A 20,613-nucleotide genomic window follows, 5' to 3' on the forward strand; every position below is an offset into this window, starting at 1 on the left:
TTATCCTCTTGCTGCCAGAGCGACAACGCGTTCATAGGCTTGTCCGCTGCGGATAGCCTGAAGCGCACGCTGCGCGTTTTCACGCAAATCTTCATGACCGAATACTTTCAACAACATCGCCACGTTGACGGCGACCGCTTCCTCATGGGCCTGCTGGCCATTACCCTGAAGTAAACGGGTCAGAATGTCACGGTTTTCTTCCGGCGTGCCGCCGGCCAGCGCTTCTTTGGGATGGAAGCCGAAACCGAAGTCTTCCGGCGTGAGCTGATAGCGGGTGATTTCGCCATCGCGCAGCTCGGCAACGTGGGTTTCGCTGTGCAGCGCCACCTCGTCCATACCGGCGCCGTGCACCACCGCGGCGCGCTGGTAGCCCAGCACCTTCAGCGTCTGGGCGATCGGCAACACCAGTTCGGGGCTGTAGACGCCGATCACCGCCAGCGGCGGCCGCGCCGGGTTGATCAGCGGGCCAAGCACGTTGAACAGGGTGCGGGTTTTCAGCTGCTGGCGCACTGGCATCGCATGGCGAAAGCCGGTGTGATACTGCGGCGCGAACAGAAAGCAGACGTTGAGATCGTCCAGCGCCGCGCGCGCCTGCTCGGCGGGCATATCCAGGCTGATGCCGAACGCCGCCAGCAGATCGGAGGAGCCCGACTTGCTGGAGACGCTGCGGTTGCCGTGCTTCGCCACTTTCAGCCCGCAGGTGGCGGCGACAAAGGCGCTGGCGGTTGAAATATTGATGCTGTTGCTGCCGTCGCCGCCGGTGCCGACGATATCGGCAAAGGCGTAGGTCGGGCGCGGAAAGGGTCGGGCATCTTCCAGCAGCGCGCTGGCGGCGCCCGCGATCTCCTGCGGCGATTCGCCGCGCACCTTCATGGCGATCAGCGCGGCGGCAAGCTGCGTCGGCTCCAGCTGACCGGTAATAATGGCGCTGAACAGCTGATGGCTTTCGCCCTGAGTCAGCGACTGCGCCTGATAGAGTTTTTCCAGGATGGCATGCATGATCATTCTCCCTGTGATGTCGCCAGCGCCCAGGCCAGCGTCTGCTCCAGCAGACGGGCGCCCTGAGTGGTCAGGATGGATTCAGGATGGAACTGGAAGCCGCAGACGCGATCGGCGTCGTGGCGCACCGCCATCACCATGCCGTTGTAGCTGGCGTTGACCGTCAGCTCCGCCGGCGTATTGCTGCCCACCAGCGAGTGATAGCGCGCGACCGGCAGCGGGTTGCTCAGTCCGGCGAACATCGCTTCCTCGTCGTGATTCACGGCGGAGGCTTTGCCGTGCAGGATCTCGCCCGCCTGGCCGACATGGCCGCCGTAGGCTTCGACAATCGCCTGGTGGCCGAGGCAGATGCCGATAATCGGCAGGCGCCCGCGCAGGGTTCGCAGCAGCTCCGGCATGCAGCCAGCGTCTTTCGGCGCGCCAGGACCCGGCGACAGCATCAGCACCGGATTCTCCATGCGTTGCAGGCGTTCGGTCAGCACCGACGCCGGCACATTGTTGCGGTAGATCACCACGTTGTGGCCGAAGGCGCGCAGCTGATCAACGAGGTTATAGGTAAAGGAGTCGATGTTATCGAGCAGCAGGATATCGGCCATCAGAAAATCTCCTTGCAGTGATGGGCGGTCGCGATGGCGCGCAGCACGGCGCGCGCTTTGTTGCGGCTTTCGTCCGCTTCGGCCTGCGGGTTGGAGTCGAGCACTACGCCGGCGCCCGCCTGTACGGTGGCGACGCCGTCCTCCACCCAGGCGGAACGAATAACGATGCAGGTATCGAGGTCGCCGTTAGCGGTGAAGTAGCCGACCGCGCCGCCGTAGCTGCCGCGGCGCGTGCCTTCCGCCGCAGCGATCAGCTGCATGGCGCGCACTTTCGGCGCGCCGCTCAGGGTGCCCATATTCATGCAGGCGCGGTAGGCGTGCAGCACGTCGAGGTCTTCGCGCAGCGTGCCGACCACGCGCGACACCAGGTGCATCACGAACGAGTAACGGTCGACCTTGGTCAGATCGGCGACGTAGCGGCTGCCCGGCACGCAGATGCGCGCCAGATCGTTGCGCGCCAGATCCACCAGCATCAGGTGCTCGGCCAGCTCTTTATGATCGGTGCGCATCTCAAGCTCAATGCGGCTGTCGAGATCGCGATCCAGCGAACCATCGGCGTGTCGGCCGCGCGGACGCGTGCCGGCGATCGGGTAGATCTCGATCTGGCGCGTGGCGGCGTCATACTTCAGCGAGCTCTCCGGCGAGGCGCCGAACAGCGCGAAGTCGCGATCCTGCATAAAGAACATATAGGGGCTGGGATTGCTGTTCTTCAGCGTTTCGTAGGCGGCGAGCGGCGACGGGCAGGGCAACGAAAAGCGGCGCGACGGCACGACCTGGAAGATCTCGCCGATGCGAATCGCTTCCTGCATCTGACGCACGGTGTCGCAATAGGCTTCGTCGCTCTGGCTGACGCTCAGCGTCATCTGCTCGACTTTCTGCACCGGCAGCGCCGGCGCGGGCTGCAGCATCTGACCGTGCAGCTGCTCAATACGGCTTTGCAGACGCTGGAATTCGCTGGTGGAGGGGCAGAACAGGCTTGCCTGCAGCGTAGCGCTGCGCGTCTGATGGTCGAGCACCAGCAGCGTCTCCGCCAGGTAGAAGCAGTAGTCGGGGCAGCGCTGCTGATTTTCCAGCGCGGGCAGCTCCTCGAAGCCCGCCACCAGATCATAGGCGAACAGGCCGCCCAGCAGCACCGCTTCGCGCTCGTCCGCCGGCGCGTTCACCAGACGTGGAATCAGGCGCAGCGCGTCGAAAACCGACAGCGCCTGCAGGCGCGAGTCTTCATCCTGCACCGCGTCGGCGGACGGAAAGTGCAGCTCGCGGCCGTCCGGACGCGGTTCGATTTTCACGTCCGCAGGCAGCGCCGCGTCGAGCAGCGGCAGCAGAGCGCGACCGTTTTCCGACAGCGCCTGCACCGTTACGCAGGATCCCAGCGCGCTGACGCGCAGGGCGCTGTCGACGATCAGCAGGCTCTTCAGGTTCTGTTTGCTGTCGATATCTGCCGACTCGAGCAGCAGCGTTGCCGGACGTGCGCCGCATAACTGGTGAAACACTGCGGCCGGATCTTCGCGATAGGGCGCGGTGCCGGTAATCAACTTCACTGTAGGTTTCGCATTTGGCATGTTGTTCTCTCTGAAATTCGCCTAAAAAAAAGCCCGCTTTAAGCGGGCTCGGGTCTCTGCACTGCGTTACGCAAGGGATGCTGGACGTCGCCCGTCGGGGGAAACATCGCGCCACCAGCCTGCAGAAAGCATCAAAATCGTCGCCATGACAGAGAACCCGTTTAGTTGTGAACTTGTGTACTAGTTAACGGGTTCAGCGGATAAAAGTCAATACGCTTTTTCACCCGAGCATAAAATCGTTATCATGCTGGCCGCTTCATCGTGCAGCAGGAGTGCCATTTGAACGAGATTGCCCGTTTTCCTCTTTATGATTTACACAGCCATACCCGCGCCTCTGACGGGCTGCTGACGCCCGAGGCGCTGGTCGAGCGCGCCGTCGCCATGCGCGTCGGCGTGCTGGCGATTACCGATCACGACAGCGTGGCGGGCGTCGCCGCGGCGCAGCGCGCCGTCAGCGAGCAGGCGCTGCCGCTGAAGGTGCTGGCGGGCGTAGAGGCGTCGACGCTGTGGGAAAACCATGAGATTCATATCGTCGGGCTGAATATCGATATCAGCCATCCGGCGATGATTGCCTTTCTGGCGGAGCAGGCGCGCTGTCGTCAGGCGCGCGCAGAGCTGATCGCCGAGCGGCTGGAGAAGGCGCGCATCCCTGACGCGCTGGCTGGCGCCGCGCGGCTGGCGGATGGCGGTGTCATTACGCGCGGCCACTTCGCCCGCTTTTTAATTGAGCAGGGCAAAGCGGACACGGTGGCGCAGGTGTTCAAAAGCTATCTGGCGCGCGGTAAAACCGGCTACGTTCCACCGCAATGGTGTACAATTAAACAAGCCATTGATGCCATTCATCATTCTGGCGGCTGTGCGGTGCTGGCGCACCCAGGTCGCTACGGTTTGTCGGCGAAGTGGCTGAAGCGGCTTATCGCGCATTTCCGCGATGTGGGCGGCGACGCGATGGAAGTCGCGCAGTGTCAGCAGGCGCCCAATGAACGCGCGCAGCTGGCGCAGTACGCCCGCGATGCCGAGCTGGCTGGATCGCAAGGTTCCGATTTTCACCAACCCTGTCCGTGGATTGAGCTGGGCCGCAAACTCTGGCTGCCGGCTGGCGTCGAGCCGGTATGGGAACGTTTCCCGGCGCTGGCGCCCGCAGTCTCTGACGCGGACAGGTGATACGAGGTTTTTTATGAGTCAACTGTTTCACATTCATCCGGACAATCCGCAGCCGCGCCTGGTTTCGCAGGCGGTCGACTACCTCAATAAGGGCGGGGTGATCGTCTATCCTACCGACTCCGGCTATGCGCTGGGCTGTCGTCTGGAAGAAAAAAACGCGCTGGAGCGCATCTGCCGCATTCGTCAGCTGGACGGCAATCACAACTTCACGCTGATGTGTCGCGATCTGTCGGAAATCTCCAACTATTCTCAGGTAGATAACAGCGCGTTTCGCCTGCTGAAAAACAACACGCCGGGCAGCTATACCTTCATTCTGAAGGCGACCAAAATTGTGCCGCGTCGGCTGATGAACGATAAGCGTAAAACCATCGGGCTGCGCGTGCCGTCCAACCCGATTGCGCTGGCGCTGCTGGAAGCGCTCAACGAGCCGATGATGTCGACCTCGCTGATCCTGCCGGGCAACGATTTCACCGAATCGGACCCGGAAGAGATCCAGCACAGCATCGGCAAGCTGGTCGATTTAATTATCGATGGCGGCACGCTGGGACAGCAGCCAACAACGGTTGTCGATCTCACCAGCGATGCGCCCGCCGTCGTGCGCGAAGGTTCAGGCGATCCCCGACCTTTCCTGTAACAGCCTGGTCAGGCGCCGCTCTGCGCCGTCTGACCAATATTCTGTTTCAGCCAGTTTTGAAAGTCGGAATAGGGAATATAGAGCGACACATCTTTTAAAACGGTTTTGCCGCTGCTGCTACTTTTTATTTCATCGCTAAAACCAACAATGACGCCGCCCAGCGTATTATCCGCATTATAGACCGCGCCGCCCGACATCCCTTTTACTACGCCGGCATTTGACGCCATCGCCATACAGGGTTTTTTATTCCAGCTGTTGCGAATGGCGGTGCGCGCTAAATTACTGCCCGATGATTCAACCGGCATAGCGGAAATAAAACTGTAGCCGTACATTTTGACCGGATCGCCGATGGCGCCGCTGCGGAATTTCGCCACCGTAGCCGCATCATTCTTGTGGTAAATGATCGCCAGATCGCAATAGGGGTGATACGCCTTTACGCGCTGCACGGCAAACTTCGCCACGTGTGCCGCGGTCAGGCTATATTCAGGCGTGATGGGAATGCTGCTGCCCAGCGTGCCGAGCCCGAGAACCGTAGGAATGCCGGTGAAACTCATGTCCACGTGCTGCATTGCCGTACGGCTATATTCGGTATGGCCCACAGAGCAACCGCTCAAAGCCAGCGCAGCAAACGCCGGCCATAAGAACAGTTTTCTCATGGTGATTATCTTCATGCTGGCATGTCGGAAAATCCCTGGTGAAGATTTTTGACATGCAATTTCAGACTCATCATTGAGCCGTATTAACGCTGCATTTCCGGTAGCGCCGGTTTATTTTTTAAAGAAACTGCAAAGAGTAAGTTAAATTCTCGTTAATAACTTTCGCTGGAGTAACGCTATAAGATTAATAATACGAAAGTGATTATTTGCGTTTCTGGCTCTGATTTTACCGGTAAATAATCTGCAGACAATCGATTAAGATTAATCTTAAAAAGAAATGTGGATAAATAGGGTGATAAACCAATCTGTGGTTTTAAAGGCAGGTATAAAGTGCGACGGCCATTCAGGTAACGCGTTCTGTGTTAAATTATCAGAATAATTCACTACTGTGATAACTAATGACAGATGAAAAAATGCAGCAGAGAAGTGAGTTAAGCTTAACGCTCTTTTAATTGTATCGTAAAGCTAATGAGTCCTCTGCTGCCGCCATACATTAGCGGCGGCAATCAGAGCATGCAGCGCGTAAAACTATTTTCGCTTCAGCAGGTTGGCGAAAAAAACGGCCAAAATGTTGTTGCGCGGCAGATTAATCATTGCCCTCGTGAAGAGGGCAACTGAGAGGAAACCGGTCGAGTTAGCGCCGCTGCCAGCTGTGATATTCCGCATCGCGTCGTCCCGGCGCGGTCTCCGGCAACCGTGCCAGACCCACCAGAGAGATCGCTCCCAGTACCCCGACATAGATCGCCAGCCCATACCAGTGGCCATCCGTGATCTGCAGGATTTTAACCGCGGCCAGGCCGAGAATACCGCTGCCGATCAACGAACCGATTTGCCAGATCACCGCAATGCCGCTACAGCGGATATGGGTAGGAAAGAGTTCGGGGAACCACGACGCCTGCGGGGCGTAACACATGCTGTGGCCCAGCGTCAGCGCCACGATCATGGCGATCTGCGTCAGCCAGTAGCTGTTTTGCTGCAGGGCGAGGAAAAAGGGCACGATTGACAGCACGATCAGCAGGGTGCCAAGCAGGTAAACCGGTTTGCGGCCGATGCGATCGGAAAGCGCGCCCATCAGCGGGATGGCGAAAATTTCCAGTATCACCGCCACAATCATGCTTTCCATGAGAATATTGTTGTCGAGCTGGTTCGCTTTGCCCCATGCCAGAATGATCACCGTAAACAGCGCGAAGGCGCAGGCTTCGATCAGCTTTGCCGCCACGCCGTTCAGCACTAGCCCCGGATAAGTCTGGATTACCTCTTTCAGCGGCCGCGACTCTGCCGCTTTGGTGGAGCGGATCTCGGCGAATACCGGCGACTCGTCGATGCGCAGACGGATAAACAGCCCGACGATTACCAGCAGCGCGCTCAGCAGAAAGGGCACGCGCCAGCCCCAGCTCATCATCTGATCTGTGGTCAGCATGGCGTTCAGGATGGCGAACAGCGCCAGCGGCAGCAGAAAGCCGGTCGGCGCGCCAATCTGCACCCAACTGGCGAAATAGCCGCGCCGCGCGGGCTGCGCATACTCCGCGGTCATCAGCACCGCGCCAGCCTGCTCGCCGCCAACGCCAAAGCCCTGCAGCAGACGGATAACGATAAGGGATATTGGCGCCCAGATGCCGATGGTGGCGTAGGTCGGCAGCAGGCCGATGCAAAAGGTGCCCAGGCCGACAATAAGAATGGTGACCACCAGCGCTTTTTTACGACCCACTTTATCGCCGATATGGCCGAATATAATCCCGCCGACCGGTCGCGCCAGAAAGCCGACGGCGTAGGTGGCGAAAGCGGCCAGGGTGCTGACCAGCGGATTATCGCTGGGAAAGAAGAGGTGGCCGAAGAACAGCACCGCAGCGGTGCCGTAGGCAAAAAAATCATAATATTCCGCGGCGGTGCCGATGGCGGATGCGCTGGCGACCCGGCGTATTATCTGCCGATGATCGGCGTCTCCAGAAGCCTGGATGGACGGGGTGATTTCAGAGGTCACTGGAAAGTCTCCTTAATATAAATAAGGCACTACCATACAAGTCTGGTTTATAGGGTGTTGCGAAAGCGATCACAACTGGTGGAAAAAGCGCCTTGTTTCCATCGTCAAAAAAGGCTGCAGATTGCTAACGGCATCTCCTGCCGTCAGTAAATTAAGCAGGTTACAAAACCGTAAATTAAAGGTATAATAGGCGGAATGTCATAACTTAAGTTATTGATTTTAAAGAATTTTAACCCAAATGACGCCTGGGAAGGCGACAGTGAGGCCGCTATGAGCGAAAAGTTACAGAAAGTCCTGGCACGTGCAGGCCACGGTTCCCGTCGTGAAATCGAAGCAAAAATCGCCGCCGGTCGCGTCAGTATCGACGGCAAACTCGCCACGCTGGGCGACCGCATTGAAAATGACAAATCCCTGAAAATCCGCATCGACGGCCATCTGGTTTCTATCGCCGAGTCGGCGACGGAAGTCTGCCGCGTGCTGGCCTACTATAAGCCTGAAGGCGAACTCTGCACCCGTAGCGATCCGGAAGGCCGTCCAACGGTGTTCGATCGCCTGCCGCGCCTGCGCGGCTCCCGCTGGATTGCGGTTGGACGTCTTGACGTTAATACCTGCGGGCTGATGCTGTTCACGACCGACGGCGAACTGGCGAACCGCCTGATGCATCCGAGCCGCGAAGTTGAGCGCGAATATGCCGTGCGCGTGTTTGGTCAGGTGGACGACGATAAAATTCGCCAGCTGAGCAAAGGGGTGCAGCTGGAAGATGGCCCGGCAGCCTTTAAAACGCTGCGCTTCGCCGGCGGCGAAGGGGTCAACCAGTGGTATAACGTCACCCTGACCGAAGGACGCAACCGCGAAGTGCGTCGCTTGTGGGAAGCGGTCGGCGTGCAGGTCAGCCGCCTGATGCGCGTGCGCTACGGCGATATCACGCTGCCGAAAGGCTTGCCGCGCGGCGGCTGGATGGAGATGGATCTGGCGGCGGTGAACTATCTGCGCTCGCTGGTGGGCATGGATGACGAAACGGTCACCAAGCTGGCGGTGGAAAAAGATCGTCGCCGCACCAAGGCGAATCAGATTCGTCGTGCCGTCAAGCGGCATACGCAGGTGAGCAGCAGCGGTCGACGCAGCAACAACAACAGCGGCGGCAAACGCGGCTAATAAAAAACGCAGCTCACGGGCTGCGTTTTTTTTGCCTACCAGTCGATGCCTTGCTGCGCCTGGATCCCAGCGTCGAAGGCGTGCTTGACGGGCCGCATTTCGGTCACGGTATCCGCGCGCTCGATGAGCGCGCGATGGCAGCCGCGCCCGGTCAGGATCACGCTCTGATGCGCCGGACGCGCCGCCAGCGCGCGCTCCAGATCGTCCAGCGGCAGATAATCCATGCTCACCATATAGGTGATCTCGTCGAGCAGCACCAGATCCAGGGTAGCGTCCGCCAGCATGCGCATGGCGTGTTGCCACACACCCTGACAGGCGGCGGTGTCGGTCGCGCGGTTCTGCGTCTCCCAGGTAAAGCCGGTGGACATCACCTGAAACTCCACGCCGTGCTGCGCCAGCAGATTGCGCTCGCCGTTGGGCCATTCGCCCTTGATAAACTGGATAACGCCCACCTTTTTGCCGTGCCCCACCGCACGCAGCGCGGTGCCGAAGGCGGCGGTGGTTTTGCCTTTGCCATTGCCGGTAAAGACCATCATGATGCCGCGCGTTTCCGTCGCGGCGGCGATGCGCGCGTCAACCTGCTCTTTCAGCCGCTGCTGTCGCTGCTGGTGGCGATCGTCGCCCATTACTCTGCCGCTCCTGGCTTGCGTCCGGGCTGGGCGTCGAAGCTGATGCCGGTTTTGCGGCGGCTGTCGTCGCCCATGACATAAAGGTAGAGCGGCATCAGATCGGCCGGGGTTTTCAGCTTGTCGGCATCTTCCTGCGGGAAGGCGGAGGCGCGCATTTTGGTGCGCGTGCCGCCAGGATTGATACAGTTGACCCGCAGCGACTGGTTCTTATACTCATCCGCCAGCACCTGCATCATGCCTTCGGTGGCGAACTTCGACACCACATAAGCACCCCAGCCGGCACGGCCGGTGCGGCCCACGCTGGAAGTAGTGAAGACCAGCGAGCCGGCGCTTGATTTCAGCAGCAGCGGCAGCAGCGCCTGGGTCAGGAAAAAGGTGGCGTCGAGGTTAATCTTCATGACCTGCTGCCAGATCTGCGGATCCAGCTCGGCGAGCGGCACGATCTCGCCCAGAATGCCGGCGTTGTGCAGCACGCCGTCCAGACGCGGAAACTGCTGCGCCAGCTGGTCGGCCAGCTGCTGACAGGATGTCGGGGTCGCCTGCGCCAGATCGAACACCAGGCAGTGCGCCGGGCGCAGGCCCAGCTGAGCGATCGCCTGCTGCGTTTGCTCCAGCCGATCCAGGTTACGTCCCAGCAGGATCACTTCCGCGCCGTAGCGCGCATAGGTAATGGCGGCTTCGCGGCCAATGCCGTCGGAGGCGCCGGTGACGAGAATGATGCGGTTTTGCAGCAGGTCGCTTTTCGGTTGATAGTGCACGACGTGTTTCCTTGAGCGCGTAAACGGGTTTTTGGCTTTATGCCTCAATTCGCCGGAGGGTGCAATCATCCGCAGGCGCTTTCTGTGCCGGGCGCTGGCATTTCAGGCGACGCGCGACGCTAAACCCGGTAAACTCTCCGATCGGTGCTAATTCTCTGTTTAATAAGGCGGCAGAATGGATTTACTCTCCAGCTATGGATTATTTCTCGCTAAAGCGGTGACGGTGGTGATCGCCGTCGCCGCCGTTGTGGCGATTATCGTTAACGCGGCGCTGCGCAAGCGCGGCCAGGCGGCCGGGCAGCTGCGGCTGACGCACCTGGGCGACGACTATCAGCAAATGAAGGACGATCTGCAGCTGGCTAAAATGAAGCCGCAGGTGCAGAAAGTGTGGCTGAAGCAGCATAAAAAAGCGGAAAAGCAGAAGGCGAAGGCGGAGAAGCGCGCCGCGAAGCAGGGCGTCGTCGAGAGCCAGAAGCCGACGCTCTATGTGATCGATTTCAAGGGCAGCATGGATGCCGGCGAAGTCACGGCGCTGCGCGAAGAAGTTTCCGCCGTGCTGGCGGTGGCGGAGAAGGGCGACGAAGTGCTGCTGCGGCTGGAGAGCCCGGGCGGCGTGGTGCATGGCTACGGCCTGGCGGCGTCGCAGCTGCAGCGCCTGCGCGATCGCGGTCTGCGCCTGACGGCGGCGGTGGATAAAGTGGCCGCCAGCGGCGGCTACATGATGGCCTGCGTGGCGGATCGCATCGTGGCGGCCCCTTTCGCCATCCTCGGCTCCATCGGCGTGGTGGCGCAGATCCCGAACTTCAACCGCCTGCTCAAGCGCAACGATATCGATGTCGAACTGCATACCGCGGGGCAGTACAAACGCACCCTGACGCTGTTTGGCGAGAATACCGACGAGGGCCGCGAGAAGTTTCAGGAAGATCTCAACGAAACGCACCTGCTGTTTAAAGAGTTCGTGCATCAGATGCGGCCGTCGCTGGATATCGACAAAGTCGCGACGGGCGAACACTGGTATGGCCGCCAGGCGCTGGCGTTAAATCTTATCGACGATATCAGCACCAGCGACGAGCTAATCATCAGTCAGATGGATGTGTTTAACGTGCTGGGCGTGCACTATGCGCGTCGTCGCAAGATGATCGACCGCGTCACCCACAGCGCCGGCTCGGTCGCGGAACGCCTGCTGATGAAGTGGTGGCAGCGCGGCGAGAAGCCGCTGCTTTAACCGCCAGCCAGGCAAATATCTGATCAGCCTGCAGGCGGCTATCTGGCCCTGAAGAGCAAAGCGTCGCGCGCAAGGGAGTGCGCGGGACAAGCACGCAGAAATGCGTTTTTGCTATCAGGGCCGGGTTTTTACGCCAGGTGATAGCGCGACGAGAGCGTCAGCGCCAGATATTTAAAGACGTTAAACACCGCCGTAGTTTTCGCTGTCGGCAGCCCTTCGTCATCAAGAAAAAAGGGGCCGCGGAACACCAGCACGTCGCCTTGCTGGATCACCTCGTCGGCTTCCAGACCGGCAAAATAATCGTCGTGTTCCCGAATAAGCGTATTGGCTTTTTCCAGTAGCGCCTGGCGTGAAATGGGTTGCGTATTTTTCTGCATTGAATATCCCCTTTTTGACATCCATAAAATCCTTTCTATATTACGTGCCAAAACCGCTGCGCGGCAAATCAGCAAAACGCGTGAAAATCTGGCGCAAAATTCAACTGAGTGCTAATTAAGTTGCGTAACGAATTTTATCAGGTAGAGTGTGGGCGATTCAGATTTCAGGGAGATCACACCGGGAAGTGTGATTGTGTCAGATGAAAAAGTCGCTCTTATTCATACCCTTGCATAAACATATGCCAGCTGGCCCGAGATTGACCCCGCAGCCTTGAAAAGCAAAAAAGGCGCAACAATATTGAACCCACTGGGTTTCTGGGCATCAAATCCTCTCCCGTTTATCAGGACGTTTTCATTAGGTAAAGGTACATATGGGTAAAGCACTCGTCATCGTTGAGTCCCCGGCAAAGGCCAAAACAATCAATAAATACCTCGGTAGTGACTACGTGGTGAAATCCAGCGTCGGTCATATCCGTGATTTGCCGACCAGTGGTTCAACCGCGAAAAAGAGTGCTGACGGGGCCGGCGACAAAAAAACGAAAAAAGTTAAAAAAGATGAAAAGGCCGCGCTGGTCAGCCGTATGGGCGTCGACCCCTATCACGGCTGGAAAGCGGATTACCAGATCCTGCCCGGCAAGGAAAAAGTCGTCTCCGAACTGAAAGCGCTGGCGCAGAACGCCGACCACATTTATCTCGCAACCGACCTTGACCGCGAAGGGGAAGCCATCGCCTGGCACCTGCGGGAAGTCATCGGCGGCGACGACAAGCGCTTTAGCCGCGTAGTGTTTAACGAAATCACCAAAAATGCGATTCGTCAGGCGTTTGAAACGCCGGGCGAACTGAATATCGACCGCGTCAACGCCCAGCAGGCGCGTCGCTTTATGGACCGCGTCGTCGGCTATATGGTCTCGCCGCTGCTGTGGAAAAAAATCGCGCGCGGCCTTTCTGCCGGTCGCGTCCAGTCCGTGGCGGTGCGTCTGGTGGTTGAGCGCGAGCGGGAAATCAAAGCGTTCGTGCCGGAAGAGTACTGGGAGCTGAATGCCGATCTGCATACCGCGAAAGGCGACCTGCTGGCTATGTCGGTCACCCACCAGAACGACAGCCCGTTCCGTCCGGTTAATGGTGAGCAGACCCAGGCCGCCGTCGCGCTGCTGGAAAACGCCCGCTATGAAGTGGTGGATCGCGAAGATAAACCGACCAGCAGCAAGCCTGGCGCACCCTTTATTACCTCGACGCTGCAGCAGGCGGCGAGTACGCGACTCGGCTTCGGCGTCAAAAAAACCATGATGATGGCGCAGCGCCTCTATGAAGCGGGCCATATTACCTACATGCGTACCGACTCCACCAACCTGAGTCAGGATGCGCTGGCGATGGCGCGCGGCTACATTGACAAAAACTTCGGTAAAAAGTATCTGCCGGAGACGGCGAACACCTACGCCAGCAAAGAGAATTCCCAGGAAGCGCACGAAGCGATCCGTCCTTCCGACGTCAACGTCGTGGCGGAAAAGCTCAAGGATATGGAAGCGGACGCGCAGAAGCTCTACCAGCTGATCTGGCGTCAGTTCGTCGCCTGTCAGATGATGCCGGCGCAGTACGACTCCACCACGCTCACCGTCGCTGCCGCTGGCTTCAAGCTGAAGGCGAAAGGTCGCACGCTGCGCTTCGACGGCTGGACGCGCGTGATGCCTGCGCTGCGTAAAAACGACGAAGACCGCACGCTGCCGCACGTCGTCAAAGGCGAAACGCTCGATCTGCAGCAGCTGACGCCAAGCCAGCACTTCACCAAACCGCCGGCGCGCTTCAGCGAAGCCTCGCTGGTGCGCGAGCTGGAGAAGCGCGGCATCGGCCGTCCGTCTACCTACGCCGCCATTATCTCGACCATTCAGGATCGCGGCTACGTACGCGTCGAGAACCGCCGTTTCTACGCCGAGAAGATGGGCGAGATCGTCACCGATCGGCTGGAAGAGAACTTCCGCGATCTGATGAACTACGATTTTACCGCCACCATGGAAGACAGCCTTGACCGCGTCGCCAATAACGAGGCGGAATGGAAAGGCGTGCTGGATAACTTCTTTAGCGACTTTACTCAGCAGCTGGATAAAGCGGAGAAAGATCCGGAAGAGGGCGGCATGCAGCCGAACCCGATGGTGCTCACCTCTATCGACTGTCCGACCTGCGGACGCAAGATGGGCATTCGCACCGCCAGCACCGGCGTCTTCCTCGGCTGTTCAGGCTATGCGCTGCCGCCGAAAGAGCGCTGCAAGCAGACCATCAACCTGATCCCGGAAAACGAAGTGCTGAACGTGCTGGAAGGCGACGACGCTGAAACCAACGCGTTGCGCGCGCGTCGCCGCTGCCAGAAGTGCGGCACGGCAATGGACAGCTACCTGATCGATCCGCAGCGTAAGCTGCACGTCTGCGGCAATAACCCGGAGTGCGACGGTTACGAGATCGAGCAGGGCGAATTCCGCATCAAAGGCTACGATGGTCCGGTAGTGGAGTGCGAGAAGTGCGGGTCGGAAATGCACCTGAAAATGGGGCGCTTCGGCAAGTATATGGCCTGTACCAACGACGACTGTAAAAACACGCGTAAAATTCTGCGTAACGGCGAGGTTGCGCCGCCGAAAGAAGATCCGGTCCCGCTGCCTGAACTGCCGTGCGAGAAATCGGACGCCTATTTCGTGCTGCGCGACGGAGCGGCTGGCGTGTTCCTCGCGGCCAACACCTTCCCGAAATCGCGTGAAACCCGCGCGCCGTTAGTGGAAGAGCTGCAGCGCTTTAAAGATCGCCTGCCGGAAAAACTACGCTACCTGGCTGAGGCGCCTGCGACTGATGCCGACGGCAACAAGACGATGGTGCGCTTTAGCCGTAAAACCAAACAGCAGTATGTCGCCTCGGAGAAAGAGGGCAAAGCGACAGGCTGGTCGGCGTTTTATATCGACGGCAAGTGGCAGGAAGCGAAAAAGTAATCTCCTCTCATTATCTAAGGCCAGCGCTGCTGGCCTTTTTCTTAGCCTTATATCAAAACGTTCTACATTCCTCCCCGCGATGATATAGTGGTTATAGCATTTCCGACATGTTCCTGTGCTTTGCCTCTTTTCTCACCGATCCGGCGAAAATACGTCAATCGGGGATGCTGCTCTGTAGCTTACTGGGATGGAACAGATATGAAATTGCAGCAGTTGCGCTATATCGTCGAAGTGGTTAATCACAACCTGAACGTCTCTTCGACAGCAGAAGGGCTTTACACTTCTCAGCCGGGCATCAGTAAGCAGGTGCGCATGCTGGAGGATGAGCTGGGCGTGCAGATCTTTGCACGCAGCGGCAAGCATTTAACTCAGGTTACGCCGGCTGGCGAGGAGATCATTCGCATCGCCCGCGAGGTGTTGTCCAAAGTCGATGCGATAAAATCGGTGGCGGGAGAGCATACCTGGCCGGATAAGGGATCGCTTTATGTGGCGACAACCCATACCCAGGCGCGCTATGCATTGCCGGGCGTCATTAAGGGCTTTATCGAGCGCTATCCGCGCGTCTCCCTGCATATGCATCAGGGTTCGCCGACGCAGATCGCCGAGGCGGTCTCTAAAGGCAACGCCGATTTCGCTATCGCCACCGAAGCGCTGCATCTCTACGACGATTTGATTATGCTGCCGTGCTACCACTGGAATCGCGCTATCGTAGTAACGCCCGATCATCCGCTGGCGGGCAAGGGCCAGGTCTCTATTGAAGAGCTGGCGGAATACCCGCTGGTGACCTACACCTTTGGCTTTACCGGACGTTCGGAACTGGATACTGCGTTCAACCGCGCTGGCCTGACGCCGCGCATTGTGTTCACCGCAACCGACGCAGACGTTATTAAAACTTATGTGCGCTTAGGCCTTGGCGTCGGCGTTATCGCCAGCATGGCGGTCGATCCCATTGCCGATCCTGACCTGGTGCGCATCGAGGCGGCGGAAATTTTCACCAACAGCACCACCAAAATCGGCTTCCGGCGCAGCACCTTTTTGCGTAGCTATATGTATGATTTTATTCAACGCTTTGCGCCGCACCTGACGCGTGACGTGGTCGATGCGGCGGTCGCGCTGCGCTCCAACGAAGATATCGAAGCGATGTTCAAAGACATCAAGCTGCCGTTTAAGTAACGCCGCGTTTCGTTTAGCATTGCTAAAGGCTGCCCTGGGCAGCCTTTTTTATCCGTAGCCGTTAGCGCCACCTTAATGTCGAAAAAAGTTATTATTTTTTTGTAAATGAAACATCGATCACATGTTTTTCTGTTTACGTTACTTAAATGAGAAACAGTACACAATTTTAACTTTGCCGCTTTGCGCCACGCCAGGATTATTCCCATACTCCAGTTAAGACCTGATGTGAAAGCGCTTTTTATCAGGACTTATTAAGTTAACTCAAATTTGAAATGGCCCTAATCGCAATTTAACTCAAATTTGCAATCTAATAATTCAATTAAGGAAATGTATCGCGGTTAATTATTCCTTAAGTTTTCAGGCCACGTTGATTAATAGCGTTAATCGTTGTGCTCAATAAAAATAACTGGATTTTCGGCCTTAATGAGTTTAGGATTCGTCCTAAATCTTAATCGATGTTATCAATCGTTTTATTGAGAGTGATTATCAAAAACTATGGCTACGAGACTGACTGTACAACCGGACTTCCGGGCAAAAAGCACCAAGGTTGAGCGCTCTGGTAACACCCGTCGCAAGGCCTGGTTAACCGTAATAGCTGCTTCTGCGCTGTTTTGGGTAGTTGTAGCATTGATGATCTGGCGTATATGGGGCTAAACCATGTGGGCAAACACACTCAGCCGTAAACAGTCGTTATCCGCGCCTCAGCTTCAGGCGCGAGCCTGTAAAGGCAAAGAGAGCAGCGTGACGGAACGCAAAGTGACTATCCCGGACAGCTGGGAACTGAGTGAGAATCAGCGTCACTTCATCGAGTCTTTCATGGACACGAAAGCTAAATAAGCTGTCAGCGTAACTGGCTTCGCCAGCGTAATACTTCTTTCCGGTTATCCGGCGGGCAAATTAAAAGCCCACTCTTTTACACTCAGCATAAAAAAGGTGTCATCTGTCTGATGACTGCAGGATTTTTTTACGCCCGAATTCGGGAGGAGTGACGTATGAATATGACTATCAATAGCATTAAGATCTCCTGGCTGAGCGCATATGCATTCTCGTTTGCATTCTGGGCAGCGGCCGTATGGATTGCTGTATAACCTGAAAGCGGTATTTCTCCTTATTCTTTTCGCCAGCGCCTCGCATACTCTGCGGGGCGTTTTCGTTTGTCTGCACAATGGTGTAGCATTTCGTGTTGTAATCAAAACGTTAAAGAAAATGTAGTCTATCTTTAACATAAACCTTGTTCTCTCTGAGGTTACCGCGATCACGATAAGAAAAGGAGGAGCTATGTCGGACACCCTACGCGAGCAGAGTCAGGACACGCTGCAGGTCGACAAGCAGCAGTATCATATTTTCAGTCTACCCCGCGCCGCCCAACACCTCGGCAACATCGACCGCCTTCCCAAATCGTTAAAAGTGCTGCTGGAGAATCTCCTGCGCTGGCAGGATGGCGATTCCGTGACGGAAGAGGATATTCAGGCGCTGGTTGGCTGGCAGCAAAATGCGCATGCCGATCGAGAAATTGCCTACCGGCCTGCGCGCGTACTGATGCAGGACTTTACCGGCGTGCCGGCGGTAGTGGATCTGGCGGCGATGCGAGAAGCGGTAAAACGCCTCGGCGGCGACGTGGCGAAGGTCAATCCGCTCTCGCCGGTCGATCTGGTTATCGACCACTCCGTTACCGTGGATCGCTTCGGCGACGACAGCGCGTTTGAAGAGAACGTCGAGCTGGAGATGGCGCGTAACCATGAGCGCTATGTCTTTTTGCGCTGGGGCCAGAAGGCCTTTAACAAATTCCGCGTCGTGCCGCCGGGCACCGGCATCTGTCACCAGGTGAACCTGGAGTATCTCGGCAAATCGGTCTGGCATGAGCAGATCGACGGCAAACAGTTCGCCTGGCCAGATACGCTGGTCGGCACCGACTCGCATACCACCATGATCAATGCGCTCGGCGTGCTGGGCTGGGGCGTCGGCGGCATCGAAGCTGAGGCGGCGATGCTCGGACAGCCGGTATCTATGCTCATTCCCGACGTGGTCGGCTTTAAGCTGACCGGCAAGCTGCGTCCCGGAATTACCGCCACCGATTTAGTGCTGACCGTGACCCAGATGCTGCGCAAACATGGCGTGGTCGGCAAGTTTGTAGAGTTCTACGGCGACGGTCTGGCGGATCTGCCGCTGGCCGATCGCGCGACTATCGCCAATATGGCGCCGGAATATGGCGCAACCTGCGGATTCTTCCCGATCGACGACGTCACGCTGGGCTATCTGACGCTCACCGGGCGCGATGCCGAGCAGGTCGCGCTGGTGGAAGCCTACGCCAAAACCCAGGGGCTCTGGCGCAATCCGGGCGACGAGCCGATCTTCACCAGTTCGCTGGCGCTGGATATGGATAGCGTAGAATCGAGTATCGCCGGCCCCAAACGTCCGCAGGATCGCGTTTCCCTTGGCGATGTGCCTGCCGCGTTCAACGCCAGCAACGAGCTGGAGGTGAATCACAGCCAGCCGGCGCATAAATCCGTCACCTATACCGATAGCCGCACCGGTCTCAGCCATGAGATCGAAGACGGCGCCGTGGTGATCAGCGCCATTACCTCCTGCACCAACACCTCTAACCCGAGCGTGCTGATGGCGGCGGGGCTGCTGGCGAAAAAAGCGGTTGAGCGCGGCCTGAAGCGTCAGCCCTGGGTGAAAGCCTCGCTGGCGCCGGGTTCGAAAGTGGTGTCCGACTATCTGGCAGTCGCGCAGCTGACGCCTTATCTCGATAAGCTGGGCTTTAACCTGGTTGGCTACGGCTGCACCACCTGTATCGGCAACTCCGGGCCGCTGCCCGACGAGATTGAAGCCGCAATCAAAGAGGGCGATCTCACCGTCGGCGCCGTGCTCTCCGGCAACCGCAACTTTGAAGGCCGCATCCATCCGCTGGTGAAAACCAACTGGCTGGCGTCGCCGCCGCTGGTGGTCGCCTACGCGCTGGCGGGCAATATGAAGATCAATCTGCAGACCGAACCGCTGGGACAGGATGCGCAGGGCAGGGACGTTTTCCTGAAGGATATCTGGCCGTCGCCGGAAGAGATCGCCACGGCGGTGCAGCAGGTGACCAGCGACATGTTCCATAAAGAGTACGCCGAGGTGTTCTACGGCACCAAAGAGTGGCAGGAGATTAAAGTGAGCGAAGCGGCCACCTATGCGTGGGACGAGGGCTCTACCTATATTCGCCTGTCGCCGTTCTTTGACGATATGGAGCGCGAGCCGAAACCGGTTGAAGATATTAAAGGGGCGCGCGTGCTGGCGATGCTCGGCGATTCTGTAACCACCGACCATATTTCGCCCGCCGGCAGCATCAAAGCGGACAGTCCGGCGGGACGCTATCTCCAGTCTCACGGCGTTGACCGGGCCGACTTTAACTCCTACGGCTCACGACGCGGCAACCATGAAGTGATGATGCGCGGCACCTTCGCCAATATCCGTATTCGCAACGAAATGGTGCCCGGGGTTGAAGGCGGCTATACGCGCCATATCCCCAGCGGCGAGCAGCTGGCGATTTATGACGCGGCGATGAAGTATCAGCAGGAGGGCACGCCGCTGGCGGTGATTGCCGGTAAAGAGTACGGCTCCGGTTCGAGCCGCGACTGGGCGGCGAAAGGCCCGCGTTTACAGGGCGTGCGCGTGGTGATCGCCGAGTCGTTCGAGCGTATCCACCGTTCCAACCTGATTGGCATGGGCATTCTGCCGCTGGAGTTCGCGACGGGCGTGACGCGTAAAACGCTGCAGCTGACCGGCGAAGAGGTGTTTGATATCGATAATCTGTCGCAGCTGCAGCCGGGCTGCACGGTGCAGGTAACGATGACGCGCCCGGACGGCACGCAGGAGACGCTGGATACGCGTTGCCGCATCGATACCGGCAACGAACTGACCTACTACCGCAACGACGGCATTCTGCACTACGTTATTCGCAATATGCTTAACTAAGCGCAATGCCGGGGAAACCCGGCATTTCCCAATACGGCAATAACGCGGTCGGCGCAGGTCGCTTTGCTCTTCGAACCCTGCCGCCCGCGTCTCAGCTATTAAAACTGAAAGCAGTTATTCCGATTTCGGCAGCAAATGGCCCATCTTCGCGGCTTTGGTATCCAGGTAGTGCGCGTTCTTCGGGTTGCGACCGACGATCAGCGGCACGCGCTCAACGATATTGATGCCAGCTTCGCTGAGGATCTCCACCTTACGCGGATTATTGGTCAGCAAACGTACTTCGTTCACCCCCAGCAGCTTAAACATATCGGCGCACAGCGTGAAGTCGCGCTCGTCCGCCGCAAAGCCGAGCTGATGGTTGGCTTCAACGGTGTCATAGCCTTTATCCTGCAGCGCATAGGCGCGGATCTTGTTCAGCAAGCCGATATTGCGGCCTTCCTGACGATGATAGAGCAGCGCGCCGCGACCCTCTTCGGCGATAGCGTTCAGCGCCGCTTCCAGTTGAAAACCACAATCGCAGCGTAAACTGAACAGCGCGTCGCCGGTCAGGCATTCCGAATGAACGCGCGCCAGCACGGGCGTGTTATCGCTGATGTCGCCGAAAATGAGCGCGACGTGATCGTGACCGGTTGCCAGTTCTTCAAAACCTACCATGAGGAAATCGCCCCAGGGCGTGGGCAGTTTGGCTTCTGCCACCCGTTTAAGCTGCATGTGACTCTCCAGAACCTTCAGAGGATGCGCTATTCTAAAACAGCGCACAGGCCAGTATGGCCTG

15 protein-coding genes and 1 pseudogene are annotated in these 20,613 nt (G+C 58.0%); 8 read left to right on the forward strand and 8 right to left on the reverse strand.

Annotated elements, in window-relative coordinates; genetic code table 11:
- A pseudogene (trpD, locus tag JS46_RS24490) lies at positions 1-1,595 on the reverse strand (bifunctional anthranilate synthase glutamate amidotransferase component TrpG/anthranilate phosphoribosyltransferase TrpD).
- Complete coding sequence (locus JS46_RS00700) at positions 1,595-3,157, reverse strand: anthranilate synthase component 1 (protein WP_033746780.1); 1,563 nt, start codon at positions 3,155-3,157, stop codon at positions 1,595-1,597. The pseudogene trpD and the gene JS46_RS00700 overlap by 1 nt, the downstream one beginning before the upstream one ends.
- Before the next feature lie 279 nt (positions 3,158-3,436).
- Between JS46_RS00700 and JS46_RS00705 the strand changes: the two genes are divergently transcribed.
- On the forward strand, positions 3,437-4,321 hold the full coding sequence (locus JS46_RS00705; protein ID WP_033746782.1) for a PHP domain-containing protein: 885 nt from the start codon (positions 3,437-3,439) through the stop codon (positions 4,319-4,321).
- A gap of 13 nt (positions 4,322-4,334) precedes the next feature.
- The gene (locus tag JS46_RS00710) at positions 4,335-4,955 is read left to right on the forward strand and encodes an L-threonylcarbamoyladenylate synthase (RefSeq protein WP_033746785.1); all 621 of its coding nucleotides are present in this window, start codon (positions 4,335-4,337) and stop codon (positions 4,953-4,955) included.
- Between the two features lie 8 nt (positions 4,956-4,963).
- Here the strand turns inward: JS46_RS00710 and JS46_RS00715 are convergent, their stop codons facing one another.
- Both JS46_RS00715 and JS46_RS00720 read right to left on the reverse strand, forming a co-directional pair.
- On the reverse strand, positions 4,964-5,611 hold the full coding sequence (locus tag JS46_RS00715; protein WP_200879013.1) for a serine protease: 648 nt from the start codon (positions 5,609-5,611) through the stop codon (positions 4,964-4,966).
- A 634-nt stretch (positions 5,612-6,245) separates the two neighbouring features.
- Positions 6,246-7,592 carry an MFS transporter gene (locus JS46_RS00720; RefSeq protein ID WP_152560648.1) on the reverse strand — a complete coding sequence of 449 codons (1,347 nt, stop codon included), beginning with the start codon at positions 7,590-7,592 and terminating at the stop codon, positions 6,246-6,248.
- Positions 7,593-7,862: 270 nt separating this feature from the next.
- On the opposite strand from JS46_RS00720, the gene rluB reads away from it, so the two are divergent.
- The gene (gene rluB / locus JS46_RS00725) at positions 7,863-8,747 is read left to right on the forward strand and encodes a 23S rRNA pseudouridine(2605) synthase RluB (RefSeq protein WP_033746791.1); all 885 of its coding nucleotides are present in this window, start codon (positions 7,863-7,865) and stop codon (positions 8,745-8,747) included.
- A 35-nt stretch (positions 8,748-8,782) separates the two neighbouring features.
- Here the strand turns inward: rluB and cobO are convergent, their stop codons facing one another.
- Both cobO and JS46_RS00735 read right to left on the reverse strand, forming a co-directional pair.
- On the reverse strand, positions 8,783-9,373 hold the full coding sequence (gene cobO, locus JS46_RS00730; RefSeq protein WP_033746794.1) for a cob(I)yrinic acid a,c-diamide adenosyltransferase: 591 nt from the start codon (positions 9,371-9,373) through the stop codon (positions 8,783-8,785).
- Positions 9,373-10,134: a YciK family oxidoreductase gene (locus tag JS46_RS00735; protein ID WP_033746797.1), complete on the reverse strand. Its 762-nt coding sequence runs from the start codon at positions 10,132-10,134 to the stop codon at positions 9,373-9,375. Before JS46_RS00735 ends, cobO begins: the two co-directional genes overlap by 1 nt.
- A 175-nt stretch (positions 10,135-10,309) precedes the next feature.
- Between JS46_RS00735 and sohB the strand changes: the two genes are divergently transcribed.
- Positions 10,310-11,359 carry a protease SohB gene (gene sohB, locus JS46_RS00740; RefSeq protein ID WP_033746799.1) on the forward strand — a complete coding sequence of 350 codons (1,050 nt, stop codon included), beginning with the start codon at positions 10,310-10,312 and terminating at the stop codon, positions 11,357-11,359.
- Positions 11,360-11,487: 128 nt separating this feature from the next.
- Here sohB and JS46_RS00745 read toward each other — a convergent pair whose 3' ends face one another.
- The gene (locus JS46_RS00745; RefSeq protein WP_033746801.1) at positions 11,488-11,736 is read right to left on the reverse strand and encodes a YciN family protein; all 249 of its coding nucleotides are present in this window, start codon (positions 11,734-11,736) and stop codon (positions 11,488-11,490) included.
- 371 nt (positions 11,737-12,107) lie between these two features.
- Between JS46_RS00745 and topA the strand changes: the two genes are divergently transcribed.
- The 4 genes from topA to acnA all read left to right on the forward strand — a co-directional run bounded on the left by topA (position 12,108) and on the right by acnA (position 19,838).
- Entirely contained in the window at positions 12,108-14,705 is a 2,598-nt protein-coding gene (topA, locus tag JS46_RS00750) for a type I DNA topoisomerase (protein WP_033746803.1), read from the forward strand.
- 198 nt (positions 14,706-14,903) lie between these two features.
- A complete protein-coding gene (gene cysB, locus JS46_RS00755; RefSeq protein ID WP_033746805.1) occupies positions 14,904-15,878 on the forward strand; it encodes an HTH-type transcriptional regulator CysB in 975 nt (324 codons plus the stop codon).
- A 495-nt stretch (positions 15,879-16,373) separates the two neighbouring features.
- Positions 16,374-16,532, forward strand: coding sequence for a YmiA family putative membrane protein (locus JS46_RS23150; RefSeq protein ID WP_071997406.1), 159 nt, complete (start codon positions 16,374-16,376; stop codon positions 16,530-16,532).
- A gap of 624 nt (positions 16,533-17,156) precedes the next feature.
- Positions 17,157-19,838 carry an aconitate hydratase AcnA gene (gene acnA, locus JS46_RS00765; protein ID WP_033746809.1) on the forward strand — a complete coding sequence of 894 codons (2,682 nt, stop codon included), beginning with the start codon at positions 17,157-17,159 and terminating at the stop codon, positions 19,836-19,838.
- 114 nt (positions 19,839-19,952) lie between these two features.
- Here the strand turns inward: acnA and ribA are convergent, their stop codons facing one another.
- Positions 19,953-20,549, reverse strand: a complete 597-nt coding sequence (gene ribA / locus JS46_RS00770; protein WP_033746813.1) for a GTP cyclohydrolase II — start codon at positions 20,547-20,549, stop codon at positions 19,953-19,955.
- Positions 20,550-20,613: the final 64 nt, after the last annotated feature.

Source organism: Pantoea sp. NGS-ED-1003 (genome assembly GCF_000738765.1).
GTDB lineage: Bacteria > Pseudomonadota > Gammaproteobacteria > Enterobacterales > Enterobacteriaceae > Pantoea > Pantoea septica.